We start from the raw sequence: 22,544 nt of genomic DNA, 5'->3' as shown, positions 1-22,544 counted from the left end.
CGGCCAGTTCGGGGGTATTGATGACAAAGGCCAGCGATCCAAAAGCTCGCCCTAAAGTTGCCAACAAAGACGCTAACAAAGTGTCGGGTATTTATGACTTTGTGCAATCTCCTGAATGGCAGGAGGTGCTTGAAAACGCTCGGAAACAGCAAGAAAGCAACCCACCGACAGGCAAGACAAACGGCGGTGCCGCGCGGCCGTCTGCCCCGGGTCGTAGTAACGCAGTGCAATCAACCTCTGGCGCGCAACCGGAAAATGTCCCGAATACGGCGGCGCAGCAACCTGGAACGGCCGCTAATCCGAGCCAAGCATCCAAGCCTCTCCAGCCTGGTGAGTCGGCCAAAAGTGCCGCCGTAGGCGGTGTTGCACGCCAATCTATCAACAATGACACCACCCAGACCGGAAACGTCACAGGTGATGAACAAGGTGAAGCAAACGCTGCTTCGCCAAATACCGAGCCCGTGCCGGGCCTGCAGTCCGGCAATGTCCCAGAAGATCTGATCACCTCGGAACCTAGCCTAAAGCTGTCCGAAGGTGAGGTGGCAGATCGTTTGCGCAAGAACCTTCTTGAAAGGATGGAAGACCAGAAACGTTCTCGTCGCAAGATGCGTTTGGGTTTGGTCGCGGCGGGATGCGGCATCGGTGTGGCTGCATCGTCTTCGGTGTTTCTCATCCTTTCTGGATTGAACGCATCTGGACCAACCGAAACTGCGGGGCTGGTAGACCAGGAAGCATTGGCGACAAGCGCGATCACGCAACCGGAAACGGAACTGTCTGATCGTTCAGCGGCGTCCTCTGATGTAGCAAACGGCGCGACGGATGCGGCTGCAAACTCGACGACTGTGTTCGATACGTCATCTGAAGCAAATTCGCCCGACGGTGACACAACCTTGCCAGAGGATGTTGCATCGCTGTCGCTGCCCTTCTCGGAACCGCCCGACCCGTCGGGCGGCGTCGGGTCAGAACTGTCTGGTTTGGCTCCAAGTGTTCGGTCGTTTGTACCCACACTTATCCAGCCGCCATTGCCGATATCGCTGCTGAGCTATCGACCGCGGGAAGAGGTGAATCTGGGTTTCGTACGGTTTCAATCCACGCCCGAGATTTTCAGTACGTCTGTCGCATTGCTTGAAACGACTGTGACTGCGGCAGAACCCGAAGAATTTCTGGAAGGTGCAACGGTTGCGGCAATAGCATCCCCGACAACAATGCGTCCGCCGGTGGTTCCGATCCAGCCTGCGGCATTGGAGTATTCGGCGTCGCAAGTGCAATTGGACGTCGTTCGGACAGTGCCGCATTCCGTGCGGGCGTATCTGCCGGAACAGGGGCAGCAGATAGGTCAAGCAACTGGTTCGGACCTTTCTCTGCCTGAAGTTGTGGTCTCGCTTGAAATCGAAGAGCCGTCGGAAGCACGTGTGTTGGTTGAGCCCAGTGCGCCAGAGGCGAACACGGTTGCATTAGACCTTGTCCCCCAGCCATCGCCGTCCGAACCGCAACCGGAGCCTGTGGAATTGGTGGCGCTGCCAGTTGCGCCGAAACTGCCTGACGTGCCGGAATCATTAGTAACGCCGACCCCGTCCGGGTTATCGTCCGCATTGCAGGTGCCGACGCTTTTCGGAACACTAGACTCGCTGGAAACACCGGCTGCGCCACAAGCACCGGCGCCGTTGGAGATCGAAGTGTCATTGGTGCCCCTGCTGCAAGAGACATCTGAGCCGTCGCAGCCTATCCAGCGAACAGCTTTGCTGGATGACGCTGTTACGACCCCGCAACCAGAGCCCGCCCCGGAAAATACGGTGGTGGCGTTTCGGATCTATTCACCAACCAATGTGCCCCAAAGCGTTGTTGATTCTGTTGTAAGCAACCTGACGTCGACAGGGCATGAGCTTAGTGGGCAGGCGCGTGTAGGCTTTGGGATCACCAAGTCGAACGTGCGCTTCTATCACAAGCAGGACGAGGAAAGAGCGGCCGCCCTTGCCAGAGACTCCGGTGCACAGCTTCGGGATTTCACCGGGGCTGACGTCAAAACCCCGAGTGGGATCATAGAGTTATGGCTGGCCGGAGAAGGCTCGGGTGTTGCAGCGGCCAAGCCGACCACCACACGTAAAACGGTCAGGGCTCAGACTCCGAACCGTGTCAATCGCCTGAAAAGTCAGGTGCTGAGCAAACTTAAGAAAGCGACGACCCAATAACTGTATTTTTGAGCTATACTAAGAAGGACTGATTCAATTTTGTGTACTGTTAATTATTTCCGACGGGGTATCCAAAATGACGGATAGACGACTTATCGGCATCGTAACTGCTCTGCTATTTTTATCGACATCCCAAAACGTGCGTGCCGAGATCACACTTGAGCATCTGCTGGTCATCGACCAAATGCTGTCTACCAATGACATTCAGGCACTGTACGCCTACCTCGACAAAAACCCCGAGCTTTTGAGCGGCGAAGATGAACTGTCGCTGGAGCTGCGGAGCTTTCACGAGGTCGCTTCTGTTGGTGATGTGGACTTCAGCTATGCCGCCAGCGCACCGGCCAGCGGCGAGAACCGTTCGGCCGACAGCGCATTCGCCGCCTCGTTGCAACACTGAGCGGGATGTCGGAAGTGCGCGCCTTCGGGCGATCAGACACACCTACGATCGCCTATGTCATCGAGCCGCGATTTTCTGGCGGGACATCTGCAGCGGTGGCTGCCGAGTTGCCGGTAGCGGCAGAATTCGGGCAAGTGGTTGTGCATGCGATCACGTCCAGAACTTTTGGTGCCAATCAGCACGTCTCGCCAGTATTACGGCGGGTGTTGGACGAGTTGAACATTCCGATCATTTGGGACGCCCCCCGGATCAGCGCGGATTTCGTATTTTTGCACAATCCGTCTTTTTTGAAGTTTCAGGACACGCTCGGCACAAGGATCGTTGCACGAGAGCTTTACGTGATTACGCATGAGAATTTTCTGCGTCCCGGCGGCGCAGAGGGGTTTGACGTTGCAAATTGCCTGAACCAGATCGAGGTCTCGACAATTGCGCTTAAGAAAACGCTTGCGCCGATTTCACCGTATAACCGCAAAGGCGTTGTCGACTGGTTGACCACGTCCCGCATAGCACGGCAGTGGGACGTTTTGGGATCGGATTGGTTCAACATTTGCCAGACCGAGATGAGTGCTCCGTGTGAAATACCACAGGACCGGCGCGGGCGGCATTCACGGCCCGGGTTCGAGAAGTTCCCGGCTATCGCTGATCTGGATAGCTGTTTTCCAAGCCATTCTCAGAGCAACGTAATCCTTGGTGCAGATGCTCTGTTGAATGCTCGTGTTCTTCGCGCGCATTGGACCTTGCTTCCCTTTGATGCCATAACTGTGCAAGAGTTCTTTGGAATGATTGACTTTTTTGTATATTTTACAGCGCCGACCTGGCAGGAGAGCTTTGGTCGCGTTGTGGCCGAGGCGGTGGCAGCGGGTAAGGTTGTTCTGACCAACCCCGATACAGGTGCCACGTTTGGAAATGCTGTACTGACCTGCCAGCCATCTCAGGTGGACACGATCATTGCCGATCTGATCGCCCAGCCGCAGAAGTATCATGACCAGGTGGTAAGATCGCAATCGGCGCTGGAAAACTACTCTGCAGGTAAATTCAAAGCGATGCTGTCAGGCATAATTTCCGCCGACAGCGGGGTGAATGCATGATCTATATAGAAGTGGGCACACGCTCGTTGCGGTCGTTTGACACGCAGTTGATCCTTGCCGAGCAACTTGCAGCACGTGGCTTTAGTGTGTGCATTGATGCCGACTATCTGCCGGAAGATGCTGGGCGTGGAAGGATCTACGAGGCAGCCAAATTTCTCGTTGATCCAGGCGAGCACAAGGCGCAGTCCGTATTCGTACTGGGTGCCGAAGAGATCGACGATTTTCTTCTAGCCTCTCTGCGGAACAAGCAGCTCGACCCGAGTGTCCCGGTTGTTGCAACTGGTCGTTTTGCGACCCAGCAAAGTTATATCGCAGCCAAAGCCCGGCTGGCCTATGCGCTTGGGCGCGAGGCGCAAGTGATTGACCTTACGGATTTTCAGCCGCGGCCGGTGCTGCCATCGACCTCCAGCCCTTTGGTGGCAGATATTCGGCCCGCATCTCGGCGACCAAATCGAGTTTTGCCGAACGTGACGGTTGTTCTGGGTTCGATGGAGTTGGACAACCCCGAAACGCTGTCCTGCTTCTCCCGGATGAGCAGCCAGGGTGGCTATAACCTGAAACTCATCGTTAGCGGCGCTCAGAATGAGGCGATAAAGGCGTCGCCGTTTCACGATTTGCCGACGTATCTTTATACCGGCCTGTCGCCGCTGACCTTGGCGAATTCGACAGATATTCTGGCGATGTTCGGGCACGGAATTGCTGGCGTTCGAATGGCGGCTTTTGCGGTCGAACTGATTGCAGCCGGCGGTGTCGCCATCGACTGTACCGACGATGAGGTTCTGATGTCATCGGGCGCACCTGCATTGCTTGGTCCAAAGACACCGTTCGCCTTGGATGGTTATCTGATCGGTAATGTGATCGGAAACGTGCCGCAAATTGTCGAACAAGCTTCGAAATCGCAGTGGTTGCACACTGTCGATATTTCTCGTTTGGAAAAGGCTGCCGGACTGAATCCGAGGCAGCGTCAGGCTGAACAGGATAAAGCCAAAACCCTGTTTTTCCCGACAAACGGAGTGGGGCTTGGGCATGCGCAGCGGTGCAGCATCATCGCCCGGGAAATGCCGGACACGATGTCAAAAATGTTCGCGGCCTTTCCCAGTTGCGTTCCGCTTGTTCGTCGCGAAGGCATCAACTGTATTCCGCTGGTTCAGCGCGCTGATACAAAAACAAATTCTGATGGCAATGATGTAGTGACGTATCGGCGTCTTGGCGCGGTGCTGAACGAAAACGACACGCTGGTCTTTGACGGCGGTTACGTATTCGATTCCGTTTATCGGGTGATCCGGGAACGCAACCTGCTGGCTGCATGGATCCGGCGCGGGTTGTGGCCTGAAGGGCGGTCAAGGCAAACCATGCTGCGCCGCGAAGGAGTCTTTGACCGGGTCATTGTGCCCTCTGAGGCTTTTGACGAGTTAAACGACGCTTACAGCTATGGTGACCATGTCCATTATGTCGGGCCAATCGTTCGTTTGGTGGAACAGTCCGCTGCAGAAAAAGAAAAGCTCAGAGCTCGGTTGGCTAAACGTTTCGGACGCGATTTCCGGCAACTGGTCGTCAGCATGTTGGGCGGCGGAGTCGCCTCTGACAGGTCCGCGCAATTGCAGGCGATCTCGGGTATGCTCGAGGCCCGTCCTGACTGTTTACATCTGGTTGTGACGTGGCCCGGCAGTACGGTTCAGCCCGCAACATTTGGTTGGAAAAACACCCGCGTGGTTCAGACATTAGAGGCGACTAAGCTTTGCCTTGCCGCTGACGTGGTCATTTCTGCGGCGGGATACAACTCGGTCCTAGAGATGCTGTACCATCGCATTCCGGCGATATTCATTCCCCAATCCGCCCCCTATCTGGATGATCAGGAACGGCGCGCCACTGCCATGGCCGAGCGTGATCTGTGCGCCGTCATTACCGAAAAGGAATTCATGAAGCTCGAGCGGACGGTCTCAGACTGTCTGGATCATGACGGCACTGAATTTTACCGATCCGCACTGAATAGTTTCGAATTGCCTGAACCAGGGGCGGTCAAGGCTGCTGAATTGTTAACAGAATTGGGGGCTATGTATGACCAGTGATCAATGGTTCGAGATCCTCAGCCGAGCTTCGCCAAACCGACCCGAGCCCCTAGACGATCTGATCAATGAGAAACGGGACGCCAAGCCGCTTGGCAAAGTTGTCTTCCCGAGAATGCGACTGACGCCCTCGCTTATGCTATGGGACCGCGAACCGGGTGGACCGGTGCATATTGGCGTTCGGGTGCACGAGCCGCCAGAAACGCCTTACCGTATCGCAAGGCTTTTGGCCGCCGCAGCGATGGAGCGGGACGTGTATCCGGTCATTCTCAGCCGCGTCGACTATTGCGGCCTTGAACGTTTCGGCTTTCGGGTTGAACGCATTCCGGAAGAATCCGCGGCGGCGCAGGACGCCGAGGAAGAACTCAGAAAATACTGGGATCTGGCGATTATCATTGACGGGCATGAAATCGGTCTTTTGGGCTAGCAAGACGCCAACAATAGACAAGGAACACCTTGTGAAAATCGTTACTGGCGGACAAACGGGTGTTGATCTGGCGGCTTTTCAGTTCGCTTTGGAAAACGACATTCCCTATGGCGGTTGGGTTCCGAAAGGCCGCCTGAACGAGGCGGGTCGCATTCCCGACCGCTACACCGGCCTTACCGAAACGCATTCCGAAGATGTTGCAGAGCGCACAAAGCGGAACGTTTTGGCAAGCGATGCATTGCTTGTGTTCGCCGACGGATCACCCAGCCCTGGAACGCAGTTGACCATTGATTTTGCGAAAGAAATCGGAAAACCTTGCCTGATCGTTGACGTGCGGCAGGGGTGTGAAGCTTGCGCGCGACAAGTGAGGCGTTGGCTCATGGCGCGGCCCAATGCGGTTTTGAACATAGCCGGCCCCCGACAAAGCGAAGCCCCCGAAATCGGAACCAAGGTGACAGCGGTCTTACGTCAATCGATAATGCCTGAAGGCTCTTAGTCGTAGCGAAGCGTGGGTTTCGGACATACGACGTTTCGCCAGTAGGCGCGACACGCATCGGTTGTTAGGGTTGGGGTATCTTGATTGCGAAGGCCAAGTCTCATGTTTGCAAAAACCGCCGGACAGATTGATTTTGACACGGTTCTGATCGTCGACGACCACCCGTTGTTCTGCGATGCGCTGTCGATGACACTGCAAACCGTAGCCCGTATCGGGGAAATCCACACCGCGGACAGGCTGGAAAATGCGATTGCTTTAATCTCTGACGGCTTGAGACCCGATGCAGTGGTGCTGGATCTAAATCTCCCGGATGTGGACGGGCTTGAAGGCTTGATGCGCGTCAAAGCAGCGATCGATGCGCCGATCATAGTTGTGTCGTCCATCGCTGAGAACCGCGTGATTAGTCAGGTGATCCATGCGGGTGCCTCAGGCTATGTGCCAAAGCACAGCCAGCGTGACGTGTTTCGGACAGCGTTTGAAACTGTTCATTCCGGGGATGTTTTCGTACCAGATGGTTTCACGTTTATTGAGGACGAAGCCGACAGCGAACATAGTGAGGCCGCCAATCGTCTTGCCACTTTGACCAATCAGCAATCGCGTATTCTGCAGCTTATCTGCGAGGGTAAGTTGAACAAGCAAATTGCATTTGATCTGTCCATAGCCGAAACAACGGTCAAGGCACATGTGACTGCGATCATGCGCAAACTTGGCGTCCAAAGTCGTACGCAGGCTGTCCTGCTTGCCAAGAATGCTTCTCTTGCCAGCGTCTTGCAAGAGTAAGCCCACGCGTCATATCTTAGGGGATGTCGCGCTTTAGGGAGGAGGGCACGATGAACCAAGCAGTCGGGTGGGCGTCAGCTGCTGCCCGTGCGCCAGGTATCGTCAAAACGGGCTTTGTACATCGCGACACAGATCGGGCGATCGAAAAACTCGCCAGCTCTCTGGGCGATGAACTTCTGTCTTTGATCGTTCTGTTCGTAAGCCCCGGCGCAGATGCGGCGGCGGTTATCTCTGAGGCGGCAGGTGCTTTTGCGCCGACGCCTGTTATCGGATGCACCACGGCCGGTGAGTTGGCAGATTGCGGCTATGGCGAAGATCAGATCGTTGCCATCGGATTTCCGTCTTCGCATTTCGAGGTGCGGACCCTTTTGGTGCCCGACCTGGGTGATTTTTCGGCGCAGGACATTATCGACCGGATGATCCGGAACCGAAACGATATGGCCGCGCATGCACCGGACTGGAAACACGAGTTTTCTTTCCTGTTGATCGACGGATTGTCGACCAAAGAAGATGTGCTGACATCGGAGCTTGCCATTGGGCTGGGGCCGGTACCCTTGTTCGGCGGGTCTGCGGGGGACGGAACCCGGTTCGAGGCGACCTACGTGTTGAAGGACGGTCAGGCCATGCAGAACGCAGCGGTTCTGACGCAGGTTCGTACACGTTGTCCAATCAAAGTATTCAAGACAGATCATTTAGTGCCGACGGCGCGGCGCATGGTTGTCACCAAGGCCGATCCGGCCAGTCGTATCGTTCAGGAAATCAACGCCGAACCTGCCGCACGCGAATATGCCCGTCTGCTTGGTAAAGACCCAGAACAATTGACCACTTTTACCTTTGCAGCCCATCCATTGGTTGTGCAGATTGGCGGCCAGCATCACGTGCGGGCCATTCAGCGGGTCGCGGGCAACGGCGACCTTGTGTTCTTTTCGGCGATTGATGAAGGGCTGGTTTTGACATTGGCGGAACCTCGGGACATGGCCGTGCATCTTGCCGAAGAAATCGCAACGCTGACGCAGACCGACCGGCCGGACACGATCCTTGCCTGCGATTGCATCCTGCGCCGTCTGGAGGCGCAGGAAAAGCAAAAGACGGGCGAGATTTCGCGTCTGCTTTCCGAGAACCACGTCGTAGGGTTTTCGACTTATGGCGAGCAGTTCAACTCGATCCACGTGAACCAGACGCTGACTGGCGTTGCGATTTATCCTCCGGAAGACGGGTAGGCGATGATTGAATCTCTGACCGACCCCAATGATCCGCTTGATCGGCAGAACGAAAAGCTGCTGAAGATTGTCGCGGCGTTGATGCGGCGGGTAGAGGAATCCACCGATGCCTCAGGAGCGGCTTATGCTCAGTTTCAGCGGGCGGCCATGTTGGAACAGGAAGTGCGGGCCCGGACAGATGACCTTGAGCGCGCGTTGGATCTTCTCAACGATTCGAACGCCCGTTTGGCGCAGGCCAATCAAGAAACCGAGGCTGCCCGTGCAAACCTCGCCAATGCGATCGAGGCAGTTCAGGAAGGGTTTGCACTGTTCAACCGAGATGAGGAAATGGTGCTGTGCAACAGCCGTTTTGGTCTGCACATGCCCGACATTCAGGCCAAACTGGCACCTGGGTTGCGGTTCACCGATTATGTCGAATTGGTCAGCCAGTCCAAGTTCTTGTCTCTGCCCGGAGTGCTTTCTCGGAAAGATTGGGTGCGGCGGCGCATTGCCCGCCATGCCGAAGATCACGTGGTCTTTAACATCCGCCTGAGCGGCAACCGATGGATGCAGGTGTCCGAGCACCGCACGCCGGATGATGGCACCGTTATCTTGCAAACGGATGTGACCGACATTATGCGGGTCGAACGTCAGGAAAGGGATCGTATACTCGATGACAAAGCCCGCCTGATCCGCGCGACACTGGAACATATCGATCAGGGTGTTTGTATTTTTGACAGTCAGCTGCGTCTGGTTGGATGGAACAATCGCGCCAGCGAACTGCTGGCCATTCCCAACGCACAATTCCAGATGGGGGCACAGTTCCAGTCGTTGTTTCACCGTTTAAGCACAACCATCAACTTTGAAGGCGGAGTGAGCGACGCCGATCTGCTGGCCTGGGTAAACCGCTCGACCGAGCGCCCGCCATTGCAATTTCAAATGCATAGTGGTCGCGTCAAGATTTTGTCGGTCTTCGCGCAGGAGATGCCTGATCGGGGATTCGTGATTTCTTTTACTGATGTGACGGAAGACAGAAAATCCGCGCAAGCCCTTGTCGAAGCAAAGGAACTGCTGGAACAGCGCGTCGCATCTCGGACAATGGAGCTTGCGGATGCGCTGAACGAAGCAGAGCGCGCGAACGCATCCAAATCCCGCTTTGTCGCGGCGGCCAGTCACGATCTATTGCAACCACTGTCGGCTGCAAAACTCTACGTCTCGACGTTGGGCGGTGAATTGGATGCTGCGGATGCACGCGCGGTTGCGGCAAAAGCCGAGAGCGCGCTCAATAGTGTCGAACACATCCTTGAAGCGCTGCTGGACATATCAAAACTGGATTCCGGGCGTGCATCAGTTCACTTATCATCGGTCTCAGTGGGTGAGCTTTTTTCCCAGATGGAAGACGCATTTGGGCCGGTCGCACAGGCTAAGGGGCTTGGTTTGCGATTTGTCGACACCAGCGCGGTGGTCAGAAGTGATGCCAGTTACCTGCGGCGCATTTTACAGAACCTGTTGTCCAATGCGATTCGGTATACGGAAACAGGCAAAGTTCTGGTCGGTGTCAGGCGAAAGGGCGCGAGCGTCTCAATCCAGGTTTGGGATACCGGCATAGGTATCGACTCTGACCAAAAAGACGTTGTTTTCCAGGAATTCAAACGACTTCATTCAGACGCCAGCGCCGCCGAAGGGATGGGTTTGGGTCTTGCCATTGTGGAACGTGCTTGTGGGTTGTTGAGGCATCCGATTGGTCTTCAGTCCGAGCCTGGGCGCGGAACTGTATTCTCAATCACGGTTCCATCAGTGGGGCAGGCGCGTGGTGCGATGAATGGTGGCGCGCCGTCAGCGCCACCGCGTTCGGACGTTCTGCACAGGACGGTTGCCTTGCTGATTGAAAATGATGACAACCTGCGCGGCGCGCTGTGCATGACGATGGAGGCATGGGGCGTTCAGGTGCTGGAAGCGGCCAGCCAGGATGAGGCCGCAAACCTGCTGCACGAGATTGGAATTCTGCCCGATGTCATTGTTGCCGATTATCAACTGTACGGAGGTAAGACCGGGACCGACGCTATTGCCGATCTGACGTGCGAATTCGGGCCGTTGCCCGGCTGCATCATTTCGGCCGATCGTTCGACCGAACTGGCGAGCGCTTGCAAGAAGGCGGGCTATCCTTTGCTGCACAAGCCAATTGATGCGCAGAGGCTCAAATCGGTGCTGGAGGCGTCGGTCAGTTGACTGCTCAGTGCGTTCGCCCTTGGCCTACTGTCCGCATCATCTGACGGAAATAGAACTTTGGTGCCAGACGGTTCAGCAGACTGGCGATCCGTGCGATCCGCCCGACCGGAATATAGTCCTTTTGCCGTTGATAACCTTGCAAGATCACTTGTGCCGCGGCTTCCGGTTCCATGTAGTCGATGCCATCCGAGGCTGAACCGGGGCGAACGAATTCATCGCACGCAGCTTCGGGTCGCCCGATATTGGTCGCCACAAAGGACGGCGCGGCGATAGCAACGCGCACCCCGTGTGCGGTTTCTTCGGCACGGAGGGACTTAAAGAACCCCTCCATCGCGTGTTTGCTGGCTGCATAGGCGGTTCGATGGATGAGCGGTGCAAAACCCGCGACGGAAGAGATCGCAAGGTGCGTACCCTTGGCTTTCCTGACCGCGTCCAGAAAATGCTGCGCACAACCAACTGCAGCGAAGTAGTTGATTTCGAACAAGTTTCGATGCGAGCGCATATCGCTGTCCGAAAACGCGGAAATCTGCGAGACACCTGCATTGTAGATCACAAGATCAACCGAGGCTCTGGCCGCAATGATCCGGGCGCAAGTGTCTTTGCACTGGTCCGGGTTGGTCAGATCACAGGCATAGGTGCTGACGTCATCCAGATTGGCAAGTGCGTCAAGCTCTTGCCCGGGTAAATCAATCAATGCGGTATGCCAACCGTCGGCTCTTAGCGCAGCAGACAATGCACGGCCCAGTCCTCCGGCTCCTCCTGTAATGACAGCAGTTGGTTTCATTGGGCAGCCTCCCACCAGCGATTGAACGCCTCGGCACTTGTGAATTTGGGGTGATAGCCGAATTCGCCTTTCAGCGCGGCATTGTTCAGTACAGGGCGATACAGAAGAAAACGCACTTGTTCCGGGCCATAACGCGACAGGCGCAGCGGGCGGGCAATGGCCAGAGCGGCCCTGACCACCGCCGGAGACAGCCAACGCACCGGTTTGCCCATCTTTGATGCGATCTGTGAGATGGTCAGCGCGCCGTCGCCGGCAACATTAAAAATTCCGGCAGGCCCGTCAGTCGCCGCACTAACCAAGATATCGGCTAAATCTTCGTCCCAGATAAACACAAACGGGCTGTCGGATCCTTTCAGCCCCAGCAGACGGGGTTTGTGAAACAGGGCCGTTATCTGATTTTCAACCTTTGACCCCAGCACAGTTCCCACACGCAGAACAACCTGTTCGAGGTCGGGCTCGACCTGTCTGGTATCGGCCAGCATTTCTTCGACCAGCCGCTTGTGCCACGAATAGGCGAATTCCTGATTGCCACGTATCGAATCCGTTTCACACAGGGGAACCGGGTTATCGGCATGATATCCGTAGGCTGCACCTGATGAAGTAACGACCAGACGCTTGACCCCTGCGGCGATCGCGGCATTCAGGACATTACGGGTTCCTTCGACGTCGACCTGATATTCATGCTCTCTGGTCGATGATGGGTCGGGGGTCACGATGGAAGCCAGATGCACGATGGTGTCAGGTTCTTCAGCCAGAATGACGTTGAGTGGCGCGTTGCCCGTGACGTCCATCCTGACGAATCTTGCATTTTTCGGCAGGTCGGCGGGTTCTTGAATATCTGTTGCAGTGATTGTGACGTCGTCGCGGTTGCCCAGTCGTTGCAGCAGGGCAGTGCCGACCGCGCCCGCAGCCCCGGTGATCAGGATGTGGCGCATTCGGGCACCTCTCGTCTTGCGAAAAAGGCGGCCAGTGCCAGCCCCGAGAGCGCGTGCCAGATGCCCCAAAGCGCCGCGGCAACTGCCATTCCGCCAAGCCCGCCAAAAAAGGCGAATATTAGGATGAGGCCAAGGCCCGAGTTCTGAATTCCTGTTTCGATTGTGACAGATCTACGGTCGCGCTCCGACAGGTTGGCGGCAGTTGCAGTCAGGTATCCACCCAAAAATGCCAGCGCATTATGCAGGATCACGATCCCGATAATCGCCGTAGCAAAACGTTGGAAATTCACCCAGTTCGCGGCGAGCGCTACGACGATAAATGCGATGAAGATCGCCATCGAAAGCCATTGCATTGGGCGGCGAATTTTATCTGCGATGGCTGTGAAATGCGCATTGACCAGCATGCCAAGGATAAGGGGCAGGATCAGCATGAAGCCTACCGTAATGGCCACTGCAACCGGGTCGATCTCGGTCCTTTGCAGGATTTCCCGTGTTGGGGCGTAGAGGTTCCCCCACAGTGCAATATTTGCAGGCGTGATGATGATCGCGCCCACGGTTGCAAATGCGGTCATCGACACCGAAAGCGCCACGTTTCCGCCCGCACGATGTGTCATGAAGTTCGAGATGTTCCCACCAGGGCAGGCCGCAACAAGGATCAGCCCCATCGCGACCGAAGGTAACGGATTGACCACCAGCAGCATCAGAAAGGTTAGGGCAGGCAGCACCAGAAACTGAGACGCCAGCCCGACAAGCAGCGGTTTCGGCCCGCGCAGGATACGGCGGAAGTCATCCACCCGAAGATCCAGCGCGATCGAGAACATCACGACGGCCAATATTGCGTTCAGCAGCCTCAGATTGCCTGCGTCAAAGTTCAGCGCAACGTCGTCTATCCCGTTCATGATTGGGCCGCCTTCAACGCCGCGATCTGGCCGGTCACTTCGCCGCGATAGGTCGCCTTGTCGACGTAGTAGGCCATCCGGGGCAGATCGATATAGTTCATGCCACCGGTCGCCCGCTCGAATTTTTCGGACTTGGCTGCGCGGATTGCCTTTGCGGCGGAGTTTCCGGTCTTGAGCCCTGCGATATATCGCGCGACCATCTCGGCCTGCTCGTGCCGTCCTTGCCATCCCAGGCCGGACGCTTCGATCATTCCCAGGACGAACAGGTCATCGCGGGTCGGATGCATGCAGTTAAGGTACAGATGCGGGGCGTCACCCTGCCAGTTCAAATGCGTCCTGTCGATGAACGGGTAGTGGAGCTTGTACCCTGTTGCTGCAAGGACCATGTCATATTCAGCACTGGTGCTATCTCGGAAATGTACTGTCTTGCCGTCAAATCGTTCGATATCTGCCCGAACTTTCAGATCGCCGTGCCCGGCATGAAACAAGATCAGCGAATTGACAACGGGATGAGATTCGTAAAGGGCGTAGTCCGGTTTGGGAAACCCATATTTCTGCGGGTCGCCCACAAACCACTTCAGGATCGCCCCGTCCACTTTGCGTTTTAGCCACATGGGCAACTTGATTTTGCCCCCCATCGTGTCAGCAGGGACGCCGAACACGTATTTGGGCACAAAGTAATAACCTCTGCGCATCGAGATATCGCAGGATTCCCCATGGTGAATGGCGTCAACGGCAATGTCACAGCCCGAGTTCCCGGCCCCGACAACCAGAACCCTTTTGCCGGTAAACTGGGTCGGATAGCGGTAGTCCGAGGCGTGGATGAACTCGCCTGTGAATTCGCCCTCAAACTGGGGCAGGTTGGGCTCGGACAAGGTGCCGTTGGCGATCAGGACGCCGGCAAAATTCTGACTATGTTCGGTGCCTGCCTTGTCACGCCACTTCACCTGCCACCCGCCTTCGTCCAGCGGTGTGGTGCTTAGAACTTCGGCGCCAAACTGAAAATGCCGGTATAAGTCAAACGCGGTCGCGAAATCGTGGAAATATGTCTTTAGCTCGCGATGTGATGGGTATTCCGCCGTTTCCTCAGCCATGGGAAAGTCGGCGAATTCGGTCATCTTCTTGGAAGAGATGAGGTGGGCGGTCTCATACATCGTAGACCGAGGGGCATCGATGTTCCACAGACCACCCACGTCATCGGCCAGTTCAAATCCTTGAAATGGCACTCCCTGCTCGACAAGTGTCTTTGCCATCGCCAGACCCATGGGCCCGGCTCCGATCAGAGCAAAACGCTCCTCCGGACGGGCCTTTGCCGTAACCGGCTGGCCCGCTCTCACTTGCACCTGTTGCATGCGTCTCTCCTCCTGCGACACTATTTATCTTGAACGATCGTTCGAAATAAGGCAAACTGGTTTTTGAAATGGCACAACACGCTGTAAAAGAACGAAAAAGAGCACCCTCGCAACGATCTGTAGCCGCGCGGGAGCGTATTCTTGACGCTGCGGAACTGGTCTTTGCGGAGCAGGGATTCGAAGGGGCATCGATTCGCGATATCGCGGCGCGGGCGCAGGTTCAAAAGGCGAACGTGAACTTCCACGGTGGCCCTAAGGACGAGCTGTTTGAACGGATCGTCGCGCGTCGCGCCAGCGAATTGTCACAAGAGCGTCGCGAGGCCATCGAACGGTTGGAGGAACGCGGCGATTGGGATGCGGCGGACCTGATGTCAGCCTTCATGCGGCCGCTGTTGACCCGCGCATTCGGCAATGATCCACAATGGCTTGCATATGCGCGTATCGTGGCGATCGTGTCAGCGGATGCGCGCTGGCATGCATTGGCCAAAACCCACTTTGATCCAGTCGCCTCGCTGGTTGTTCAAAAACTGTGTAACCGATACCCCAACTCCGATCCGGCGCACGTTGCAGGGGCCTTGGTTTTTTCTGTGTCGGCTATGTTGGCATTGTGCACTTCGGAGTGGCGGATAACTGCACTTTCCCAACCCGGTGAAGAACGAGACGCCGACAGCGCAATCCAGAATCTGCTGCAGTTCTGTCATGGTGGGCTTACCGGTGTTTTGAAGGCACACGAGTAAGCCCCAAGGCGATGCAAAAAAGGCCCCGTACCATCTGCTCAGCTTGATGTTACGCACCGCACCATATCAAATTGCCCCATGCGTTATTATCTAGTGATTAACCAAGATTAACGATTTGGAGCGTGGGGTGACATGACAGAAAAACGAGACCGCCTGACAGCTGAGGAGGCGAGGGGGCTTCGAACGGCCAAAGAGCTTGAGGCTCATCTGGTATGGTTAGACACATTCACGCCTGCCGCGCTGGGTGTTTTGGCAATTGCTTCGGGAATCTATACTTATCTTGGCGTTTCATCGCTGCTGGAAGACAATGGCGCAGTAACGTTCTTTGCAGCCGTCGCTTATTCGATCGCTGTATCCGTCGGCATTTTTGTATTTTGGAGCTATATGCTGCGCTTACTGCCGTCGATGCGAACGGCCAGTGGGTTCATTGGCCTCACGATCTCAACAATTGTTGGATCCGTTGCGATCATCGCCATGTCCAGTTGGCTCAACGCTGCGGCGCTGGCCGGTGCTGCAGCTGTTGAACAGCATCTGGAAAACACTGTGCGTGACTACCAGGCTGCGCTTGAGCAGGCGCACGACATTGCGCTCAGCGGTCAGGCGCTGGGACGCGAAGTCGAGCGTGCTCGCCAAAGCTTTGAAGAACTAGCCGAGCTGGAGCAATCAGGTGATCTGTCCGGCACTGCGGGACGTGGTGCCGTGTTTAGGGTCTTGACCCAAAAGGCCGAAGAACTGCGCAATTTGGAAGAGCAGATCGCCAATCAACAACCGCTGATCGAAGACGCGTTCCAGCAAGGTAACGAAGTCCTGGCCAGGATGCGTGAGCTCACGGTCGCTCCGGGGCCGGTGGATCGCCGGTCCGTGCAGTTCTCTGAGGAAAGCGTAAAGTTGGCCGGAGTTATTTCGCGTCTGAACCAGTATAACGTCGCACCGTTAGTTGCGCGCGCGGCCGGTGATCTGCCCTCTTCGGTCGTGCTGCCCGAACTGGACGGGCGCAGTTCCGAGGTACGCGACGCCCAGTCATCGACAATCAACTCAGTCCTGAACGCCCTTGACCAGCGCGGCAAGACCCTTCGGACCGCGGCGGAAGAGGTTCTTGAGATCGAACCGCCAATTGAAACCGCCTATAACCCAATTTCCAGCGCGGATGCGGTGATTAAGTATGCCCACAACTTTGTGCCATCCTGGGCCGGAGCCATTGCCATCGACCTGCTGCCTGCTGTTCTTGTGTTCGTACTGGCAATCACCCAAGCCGCCATCCGGAGCGGTAAAGACGGCATGAGCATTGAGGATACGTTAACGCTGTCTGACCTGCGCGCAGCCATGAATGCGATGAAGGATGTGGAGGCGACGATGGGCGTGGCTGATGCCGCAATTCTGGACCGTGCTACGCCAAAAAAAGACGATAAGTGATGGGCTTCCTGTCCCGAATTGATGTGCGTAGAGGCTTGCGGTATGTGCTGGTTTTCCAGTTGGTGATCGCATGTGTCTTGATCCTGTCAGATGTGGCTGAGGTCGTGTCAAACCCGTTCACGCCCAGGGTTGAATTACCAACGGGTCCTATATCGCCAGGCGACCAGCGGCGCCAATATCGTACTGATCGCACCGATCCGACGTTGTTGCCACAGGACCTGCCTCTGGATGTGCCGGTGCCTCAGAACTTTCCAACACGGTTGGAATTCACCGAAAAGAACGTCGATGATTTGGGGCGGGTACTGCTGGTTAGCGGTCAGATCGAAATCGGCGATGCTGAACGGTTCGAAACCTTTCTGACCGATATGTCGGAACAGCCGGACCTGATCGCGCTGCACAGCCCGGGAGGTAAAGTGTCTGAGGCTTTGATGATCGGTGACCGGATACGCGAGGCCGGGTTGTCATCAGCGGTTCTGTCAGGCGCGGTCTGTATGTCCGCCTGCCCGTATATTCTGGCCGGTGGAGTCGAGCGTATCGTGTCGCTGCAGGGCATCGTCGGGCTACATCAACACTATTACGACCAACCGCGCCTGATCCCCGTGGTATTTGCGGTGGAAAGCATCCAGAAGGGGCAAGGCGAGACAATGCAGTACTTGATCGACATGGGTATCGACCCTTCTTTGATGTTGTATTCACTGAATACGCCGCCGGATCAGATCTATGCGCTAGTAGAGGAAGAGCTTACAAGCACTCGCATCGCAACGCAAATTCTGGAATGATCAGAAGGTCCGAATGGGGGGGCTTCTGGTCAATTCTGCAAAGCGGCGATCAGTTCTTTGGCCAGTGGCAGCGAAGAGTAGCCATGTCGGGACGGTGTCAAACCCAACCGTACAACGACCATGTCCTGAGATGGAAACACGCCGATAAACTGCCCGTCATGCCCTTGTAGCCAGACGGCATCCTCATAGGGCGGCAACCCACCCGGAGAATCCAGCCAGAGGTGACCTTTGGCATACATCCCGTCAGACGCGGCAACCGGTTCAAACATCCAGTCCGTAAAACCCTCTGGCAGGATTTGTTGTTCGTTCCATTTGCCTTTCTGCAACAGCAGTTGGCCAAAACGCGCCCAGTCGCGGGCAGTAGCATACATATAGCTGGACCCGACAAATGTGTCCGCTGCGTCGGTCTCAAGTACGACAGATGTCATACCCAATGGTTCGAACAGCGCCTCTTGTGGGTAGGTCAGACCACCATCGGTCAGCTTATCCTGCCATACGCGCGACAGCGCTGTTGTCGTCCCCGAAGAGTAATTGAAATCCGCCCCAATCTCACTTTCCGCTGGGCGGCCCGAGACAAAATTTGCCATATCATCATTGAGATACAGCATCTTTGTAACGTCCGAGACGTCGCCATATTCCTCATTCCATTGCAGACCGCTGGACATGGCCAGCATGTCCTTGACGGTGATGTCTTTGCGCCCGTCCTGTGCCCAGCCCGGATAACTTTCGGTCAGTGTATCCGCCAGCGACATCTGGCCGGCATTGATCAGAGTGCCGATCAGGCCCGCGGTGACCGTTTTGGTCATCGACCACCCAAGCAAGGGTGTGTTTTCATTGAAGCCGTCGGCGAAGGTTTCGCCAATGATACGTCCGTTCCGCACGACAACCACGGCGCGGAATCCTTCCCCAAGCAAAGTATCATCCGCCAGGATGCGCGCGATTTCCGGATTTTGCGACAACTGAACTTCGTTGCCGACAGGCCAGAGACCAGTAGGCAAGGGCTCGATTGTGGTCAAGGTCGCGGTGCTGAGGGTCGCGTCATGGATATTGGTGCAGCCAAGCCCCTCGCGATATTGCGAGGTCGCGGGGGCAAAGAACCGGAAAATCCGTGCCGTCACGGTTTGAGCTTCGGTGTCTACATCGATTGAAATTTGCTTGAGCAACGGATGCCCCGGTGCCTGCACGTCGACGGTAAGAACCTCATCCGGGTCACGCCCGGCAATGAAGACGTTGGAGCAGACAATCTTGGCCGAATAGTTTGTCCCAACCTTCAAAAGGTCCGGCGGGGCGAACAACAGATAGCCCACGATTGCAATGGCACCCAGAGCAAGAGCGCCTGCGACGATTTTCAATGCTTTGATGATCACTCGATTATCTGAACCGGTTATACCGGCCCCCTCCCGTTTCTCCCCGGATTTCCTCCGAGTTAAGTGCGTATCGCCTTTGGTTGCCACCCTTCCGTCGCGTAGGTTCCGGCCGATTGCGCCTTTCAACCCGCTCTTGTCCTTTCACTTGACCAGAGTTTTAGGGTCGTCATTGATACGGATTTGCCCCGTTGATGAAGCTGCATTTATTCACCACTTCCGGTACACTGGGCCAGATCAGGGAAGGTTCGCCTGAAAGACCCCTGTCTTGGAATAGAGCAAATGAAGCGAATGCATGTCTGAAATCCAGATCTGGCTGGAAAAACACGGCCTGTCAAAATACGCCGACGCCTTCGCCCGCCATGAAATAGTGGTGGGGGATTTGCCTGAGCTGACCGAAGACGATCTTGTTGAAATTGGCCTGCCTCTTGGGCCACGACGACGGTTCGCAAAGGCCGTTCGCGAACAAAGCGGCGCCAGCGTACCTTCATTGCATGCAACACTAAGCCCGACAATCGTCGCCGAGCGGCGGCAGTTGACCGTCATGTTCATTGATCTTGTCGGGTCGACCGAGATCGCTCAGCGCCTGGATCCCGAGGATCTGGCCGAGGTTCTGCGCCTTTTCAAGGAAACCTGCGCGACGGCCGTGGCCGCGTTCGATGGCCATATCGCAAGTTACTACGGCGACGGCATTATGGTTTTTTTCGGTTTTCCGCATGCGCATGAGGACGACCCCGAACGCGCGATACGTGCGGGTCTTAGGATTGTTCAGGAAATGCCGAAAATCCAGACCCACGCACAGCTTGAAGTGCGGATCGGGATTGCGACGGGGTTGGTGGTTGTCGGTGACTTGCGCGGCGAGAACATGTTCGAGGACGGCACCGCAATGGGCGAAACACCTAACCTGGCGGCGCGCCTTCAGGCCATGGCCGATCCTGGCACTCTGATTATCGCGCCGACCACGCACCAATTGGCAGGCGATACATTTAATTATGTTCTGCGCGGCGCGTTCAAGCTTAAGGGCTTCGCGAAAGAGGTTGAGGCCTGGCAGGTCACCGGAACGCGCAAGACGATCAGCCGGTTCATGACTGCTGACAGCACCGCGTTGAGCCCTTTGATTGGTCGCGATGTAGAATTCGATACCCTTCGCGGCAAATGGGCTTTGGCCCGTGCTGGTCAGGGGCAGATTGCTTTGGTTTCCGGCGAAGCGGGTATCGGCAAATCCCGTTTGATCGAAGAACTTCGATTGAGTGTGTCCAAGGCGGAGGCTGTGCAAATGCGGTTACAGTGTTCTCCGTATCACGAAACAAGCGCGTTTTACCCAGTGATCCGCCAGTTGGAAAACGCAGCGGATCTGCGTGGCGATGATTCAGACAGCGACCGGCTAAAAAAGATCGCCAAACATCTGATGGATCCGCCCGACCACAGCCTGAAGCTGGCAGCAGGGCTTTTGTCCATTCCATTCGAAAACCAGTTGGGTCCCCTTGATCTGACATCTCAGCAAGTCATGGATCAGACTCTGGACATGTTGATCGATCAGCTTATTGCCCAGGCAGGGCGAAAGCCGGTCTTGTGCCTCATCGAAGATGCGCATTGGATTGACCCGACGACGAAAACTCTGCTCGACCGGATTGTGGACAGGCTTCAGGATGCCCCTGTTCTGATCGTCATGACGTACCGGACAGGCTTTGATCCGAATTGGACTGCCCAGCCGAATGTCACCCATGTCCCTCTCAAGCAGTTGGATTTCGTGCAGGTACGCGAAATTGTTCATGAGGTGGCCGGAGGAAAACCGATTCCGCCCGAGATGTTCGGGGTAATCGCGGGCCGGACGAATGGCGTTCCGCTTTACATCGAAGAAGTCACAAAAGACCTGCTGGAGTCTGGTCAATTGGCCGATGGATCGAATGCGTTTGGCTTGGACGACGCCCCTGGTCCTGCGCCTTTGGTACCCAGTACGTTGCAGGATGCGTTGATGGCGCGTTTGGACCGTTTGAGTTCGGCCAAGGAGATCGCACAAATCGGTTCTGTGATCGGCCCACATTTCACCTATCAACTGATCTCCGGTGTGTCAGGATTTGGAGAAAAGCCGCTGCGCGCGGGTCTGGATCTGCTTGTGGACGCGGGCATTGTCACCGTGACGCGAGATAAGGCGGAAGAGACATTTATCTACCGTCACGCCCTTATTCGCGACACGGCCTATAACAGCCTTCTGAAAAGCGAACGCCGTGGGTTGCATGCCCGTGTGGCAGAGGCGTTGCACCATGGAAAGCGTAGTCAAGCCGACGCTGGCCCGGAAGTCCTGGCGCACCACTACACAATGGCGACAATGCCCCGTGAGGCCATCGAACAATGGCATCTTGCAGGTAAACGCGCGGCCGAGCGATCCGCGAACGTCGAAGCGGTGACCCAGCTGGGATATGCGATTCAGCAGTTGCACACGTTGGAAAGCACCGATGAACGCGACCGCAAAGAGGTCGAGATTCAGGTGCTTCGCGCAGGGGTGACCCGCTCAACAGCCGGGATTGCCGCCAATGAAACGGGCGCTGTTTACGCCCGGATTCGAAAACTATGCAATCGGCTGGATGAAACCGAGAACCTTTTTCCTGTTCTGAACGGCCTTTACTCATTCCATCTGGTGCGCGCCGAGTACGATTTGGCAAAGGACGCCGCCCGGCAAATCCTCGACCTGGCAGATCAGTCTGACGAGGCGCATCATGTCATGATCGCCCATCGTGCGATGGGGGCCGTCTTGCTGCATATCGGTGATCTTGAGGCTGCGCATAAACACCTGGAGAGGGCTCTGGACCTCTACCGTCCAGATGTGCACGCACAGCTTGCTTATGTCTACGGATCTGACCACGCGGCTATAACATCTTGTTTCTTAAGTATGGCTCTGTGGTTGAAAGGCGAACCTGATCGAGCCGTTGATATTCAGCGAAAGGCCGTCGATGCAGCCAAAGGGCTTAAGCACGCCCACAGTATCGCCCAAGCACTGACCTATTTGTGTATGCTGCACGTTTTGCGTCGTGAACCGGATCATGTTTTGAAGTCGGTGCTGCAGCTTGAAGAGGTGTCCGAGAAACACTCGTTTGCCTTCATGACGATCACCGCCAAATTGTGGCGCAGTTGGGCGATTGCGTATGACGCGCCGACACTTGGCAACATCAGCGCAATGCGTCAGGCGGCGGAAGCCTGGTGGAACAGCGGCGCAGGGAACTACAAACCATTCCTTTTGACTCTTATCGCTGAGCTGACATTGAAAGCCGGTGATCCTAAAGGCGCGCAGCAGGTGTTGGGCGAGGCGCGCCAACACCAGAGTTTGTTAAACGAAGGCTGGGCACAGGTCGAAACGGATCGGGTTGAAACGCGTTTACAGCAGCAAGAGGCCGCGAAATAACGATCATGCC

At 56.1% G+C, this 22,544-nt stretch carries 18 protein-coding genes; 13 read left to right on the top strand and 5 right to left on the bottom strand.

The features are described from left to right. Nucleotides 1-20 precede the first annotated feature (20 nt). The 9 genes from GOW92_RS03905 to GOW92_RS03865 all read left to right on the top strand — a co-directional run bounded on the left by GOW92_RS03905 (nt 21) and on the right by GOW92_RS03865 (nt 10,871). Nucleotides 21-2,189 carry a hypothetical protein gene (locus GOW92_RS03905; protein ID WP_170558175.1) on the top strand — a complete coding sequence of 723 codons (2,169 nt, stop codon included), beginning with the start codon at nt 21-23 and terminating at the stop codon, nt 2,187-2,189. 76 nt (nt 2,190-2,265) lie between these two features. Beyond that, a complete protein-coding gene (locus GOW92_RS03900; protein ID WP_170558173.1) occupies nt 2,266-2,586 on the top strand; it encodes a hypothetical protein in 321 nt (106 codons plus the stop codon). A gap of 5 nt (nt 2,587-2,591) precedes the next feature. Next, on the top strand, nt 2,592-3,674 hold the full coding sequence (locus GOW92_RS03895) for a glycosyltransferase (RefSeq protein ID WP_170558171.1): 1,083 nt from the start codon (nt 2,592-2,594) through the stop codon (nt 3,672-3,674). Beyond that, nucleotides 3,671-5,743 (top strand): glycosyltransferase, encoded by a 2,073-nt coding sequence (locus GOW92_RS03890; RefSeq protein ID WP_170558169.1) that lies wholly within the window; start codon nt 3,671-3,673, stop codon nt 5,741-5,743. The genes GOW92_RS03895 and GOW92_RS03890 overlap by 4 nt, the downstream gene beginning before the upstream one ends. Then, complete coding sequence (locus GOW92_RS03885; protein WP_170558167.1) at nt 5,733-6,167, top strand: hypothetical protein; 435 nt, start codon at nt 5,733-5,735, stop codon at nt 6,165-6,167. The genes GOW92_RS03890 and GOW92_RS03885 overlap by 11 nt, the downstream gene beginning before the upstream one ends. Before the next feature lie 31 nt (nt 6,168-6,198). Continuing rightward, nucleotides 6,199-6,663 (top strand): putative molybdenum carrier protein, encoded by a 465-nt coding sequence (locus GOW92_RS03880; protein ID WP_170558165.1) that lies wholly within the window; start codon nt 6,199-6,201, stop codon nt 6,661-6,663. Between the two features lie 102 nt (nt 6,664-6,765). After that, a complete protein-coding gene (locus tag GOW92_RS03875) occupies nt 6,766-7,443 on the top strand; it encodes a response regulator (RefSeq protein ID WP_170558163.1) in 678 nt (225 codons plus the stop codon). A gap of 50 nt (nt 7,444-7,493) precedes the next feature. Further along, nucleotides 7,494-8,663: an FIST N-terminal domain-containing protein gene (locus GOW92_RS03870; protein WP_170558161.1), complete on the top strand. Its 1,170-nt coding sequence runs from the start codon at nt 7,494-7,496 to the stop codon at nt 8,661-8,663. A 3-nt stretch (nt 8,664-8,666) separates the two neighbouring features. Then, a complete protein-coding gene (locus GOW92_RS03865) occupies nt 8,667-10,871 on the top strand; it encodes a hybrid sensor histidine kinase/response regulator (protein ID WP_170558159.1) in 2,205 nt (734 codons plus the stop codon). Nucleotides 10,872-10,875: 4 nt separating this feature from the next. Here GOW92_RS03865 and GOW92_RS03860 read toward each other — a convergent pair whose 3' ends face one another. The 4 genes from GOW92_RS03860 to GOW92_RS03845 are packed head-to-tail and all read right to left on the bottom strand — an operon-like array spanning nt 10,876 to nt 14,841. Beyond that, on the bottom strand, nt 10,876-11,655 hold the full coding sequence (locus tag GOW92_RS03860) for an SDR family NAD(P)-dependent oxidoreductase (RefSeq protein ID WP_170558157.1): 780 nt from the start codon (nt 11,653-11,655) through the stop codon (nt 10,876-10,878). Continuing rightward, nucleotides 11,652-12,590 carry an SDR family oxidoreductase gene (locus GOW92_RS03855; protein WP_170558155.1) on the bottom strand — a complete coding sequence of 313 codons (939 nt, stop codon included), beginning with the start codon at nt 12,588-12,590 and terminating at the stop codon, nt 11,652-11,654. The genes GOW92_RS03860 and GOW92_RS03855 overlap by 4 nt, the downstream gene beginning before the upstream one ends. After that, on the bottom strand, nt 12,575-13,489 hold the full coding sequence (locus GOW92_RS03850; protein ID WP_170558153.1) for a bile acid:sodium symporter family protein: 915 nt from the start codon (nt 13,487-13,489) through the stop codon (nt 12,575-12,577). Before GOW92_RS03850 ends, GOW92_RS03855 begins: the two co-directional genes overlap by 16 nt. Beyond that, entirely contained in the window at nt 13,486-14,841 is a 1,356-nt protein-coding gene (locus tag GOW92_RS03845; protein ID WP_170558151.1) for a flavin-containing monooxygenase, read from the bottom strand. The genes GOW92_RS03850 and GOW92_RS03845 overlap by 4 nt, the downstream gene beginning before the upstream one ends. A 68-nt stretch (nt 14,842-14,909) precedes the next feature. Here GOW92_RS03845 and GOW92_RS03840 point away from each other — a divergent pair, with 68 nt between their 5' ends. The 3 genes from GOW92_RS03840 to GOW92_RS03830 all read left to right on the top strand — a co-directional run bounded on the left by GOW92_RS03840 (nt 14,910) and on the right by GOW92_RS03830 (nt 17,770). Further along, entirely contained in the window at nt 14,910-15,578 is a 669-nt protein-coding gene (locus GOW92_RS03840) for a TetR/AcrR family transcriptional regulator (protein ID WP_170558149.1), read from the top strand. 132 nt (nt 15,579-15,710) lie between these two features. Then, entirely contained in the window at nt 15,711-16,991 is a 1,281-nt protein-coding gene (locus GOW92_RS03835; RefSeq protein ID WP_170558147.1) for a hypothetical protein, read from the top strand. Beyond that, nucleotides 16,991-17,770, top strand: a complete 780-nt coding sequence (locus GOW92_RS03830; protein ID WP_170558145.1) for a hypothetical protein — start codon at nt 16,991-16,993, stop codon at nt 17,768-17,770. The genes GOW92_RS03835 and GOW92_RS03830 overlap by 1 nt, the downstream gene beginning before the upstream one ends. Nucleotides 17,771-17,799: 29 nt before the next feature. Here the strand turns inward: GOW92_RS03830 and GOW92_RS03825 are convergent, their stop codons facing one another. Beyond that, nucleotides 17,800-19,137 carry a serine hydrolase domain-containing protein gene (locus GOW92_RS03825; protein WP_217356494.1) on the bottom strand — a complete coding sequence of 446 codons (1,338 nt, stop codon included), beginning with the start codon at nt 19,135-19,137 and terminating at the stop codon, nt 17,800-17,802. A gap of 292 nt (nt 19,138-19,429) precedes the next feature. Between GOW92_RS03825 and GOW92_RS03820 the strand changes: the two genes are divergently transcribed. Then, on the top strand, nt 19,430-22,534 hold the full coding sequence (locus tag GOW92_RS03820) for an ATP-binding protein (RefSeq protein WP_170558143.1): 3,105 nt from the start codon (nt 19,430-19,432) through the stop codon (nt 22,532-22,534). The last annotated feature ends 10 nt before the right edge of the window (nt 22,535-22,544 follow it).

It is taken from the genome of Ruegeria atlantica, assembly GCF_013032505.1.
Lineage (GTDB): Bacteria > Pseudomonadota > Alphaproteobacteria > Rhodobacterales > Rhodobacteraceae > Ruegeria > Ruegeria atlantica_F.
Note: the sequence above shows the minus strand (reverse complement) of the source record. Positions and strands in the feature narration are given on the sequence as shown.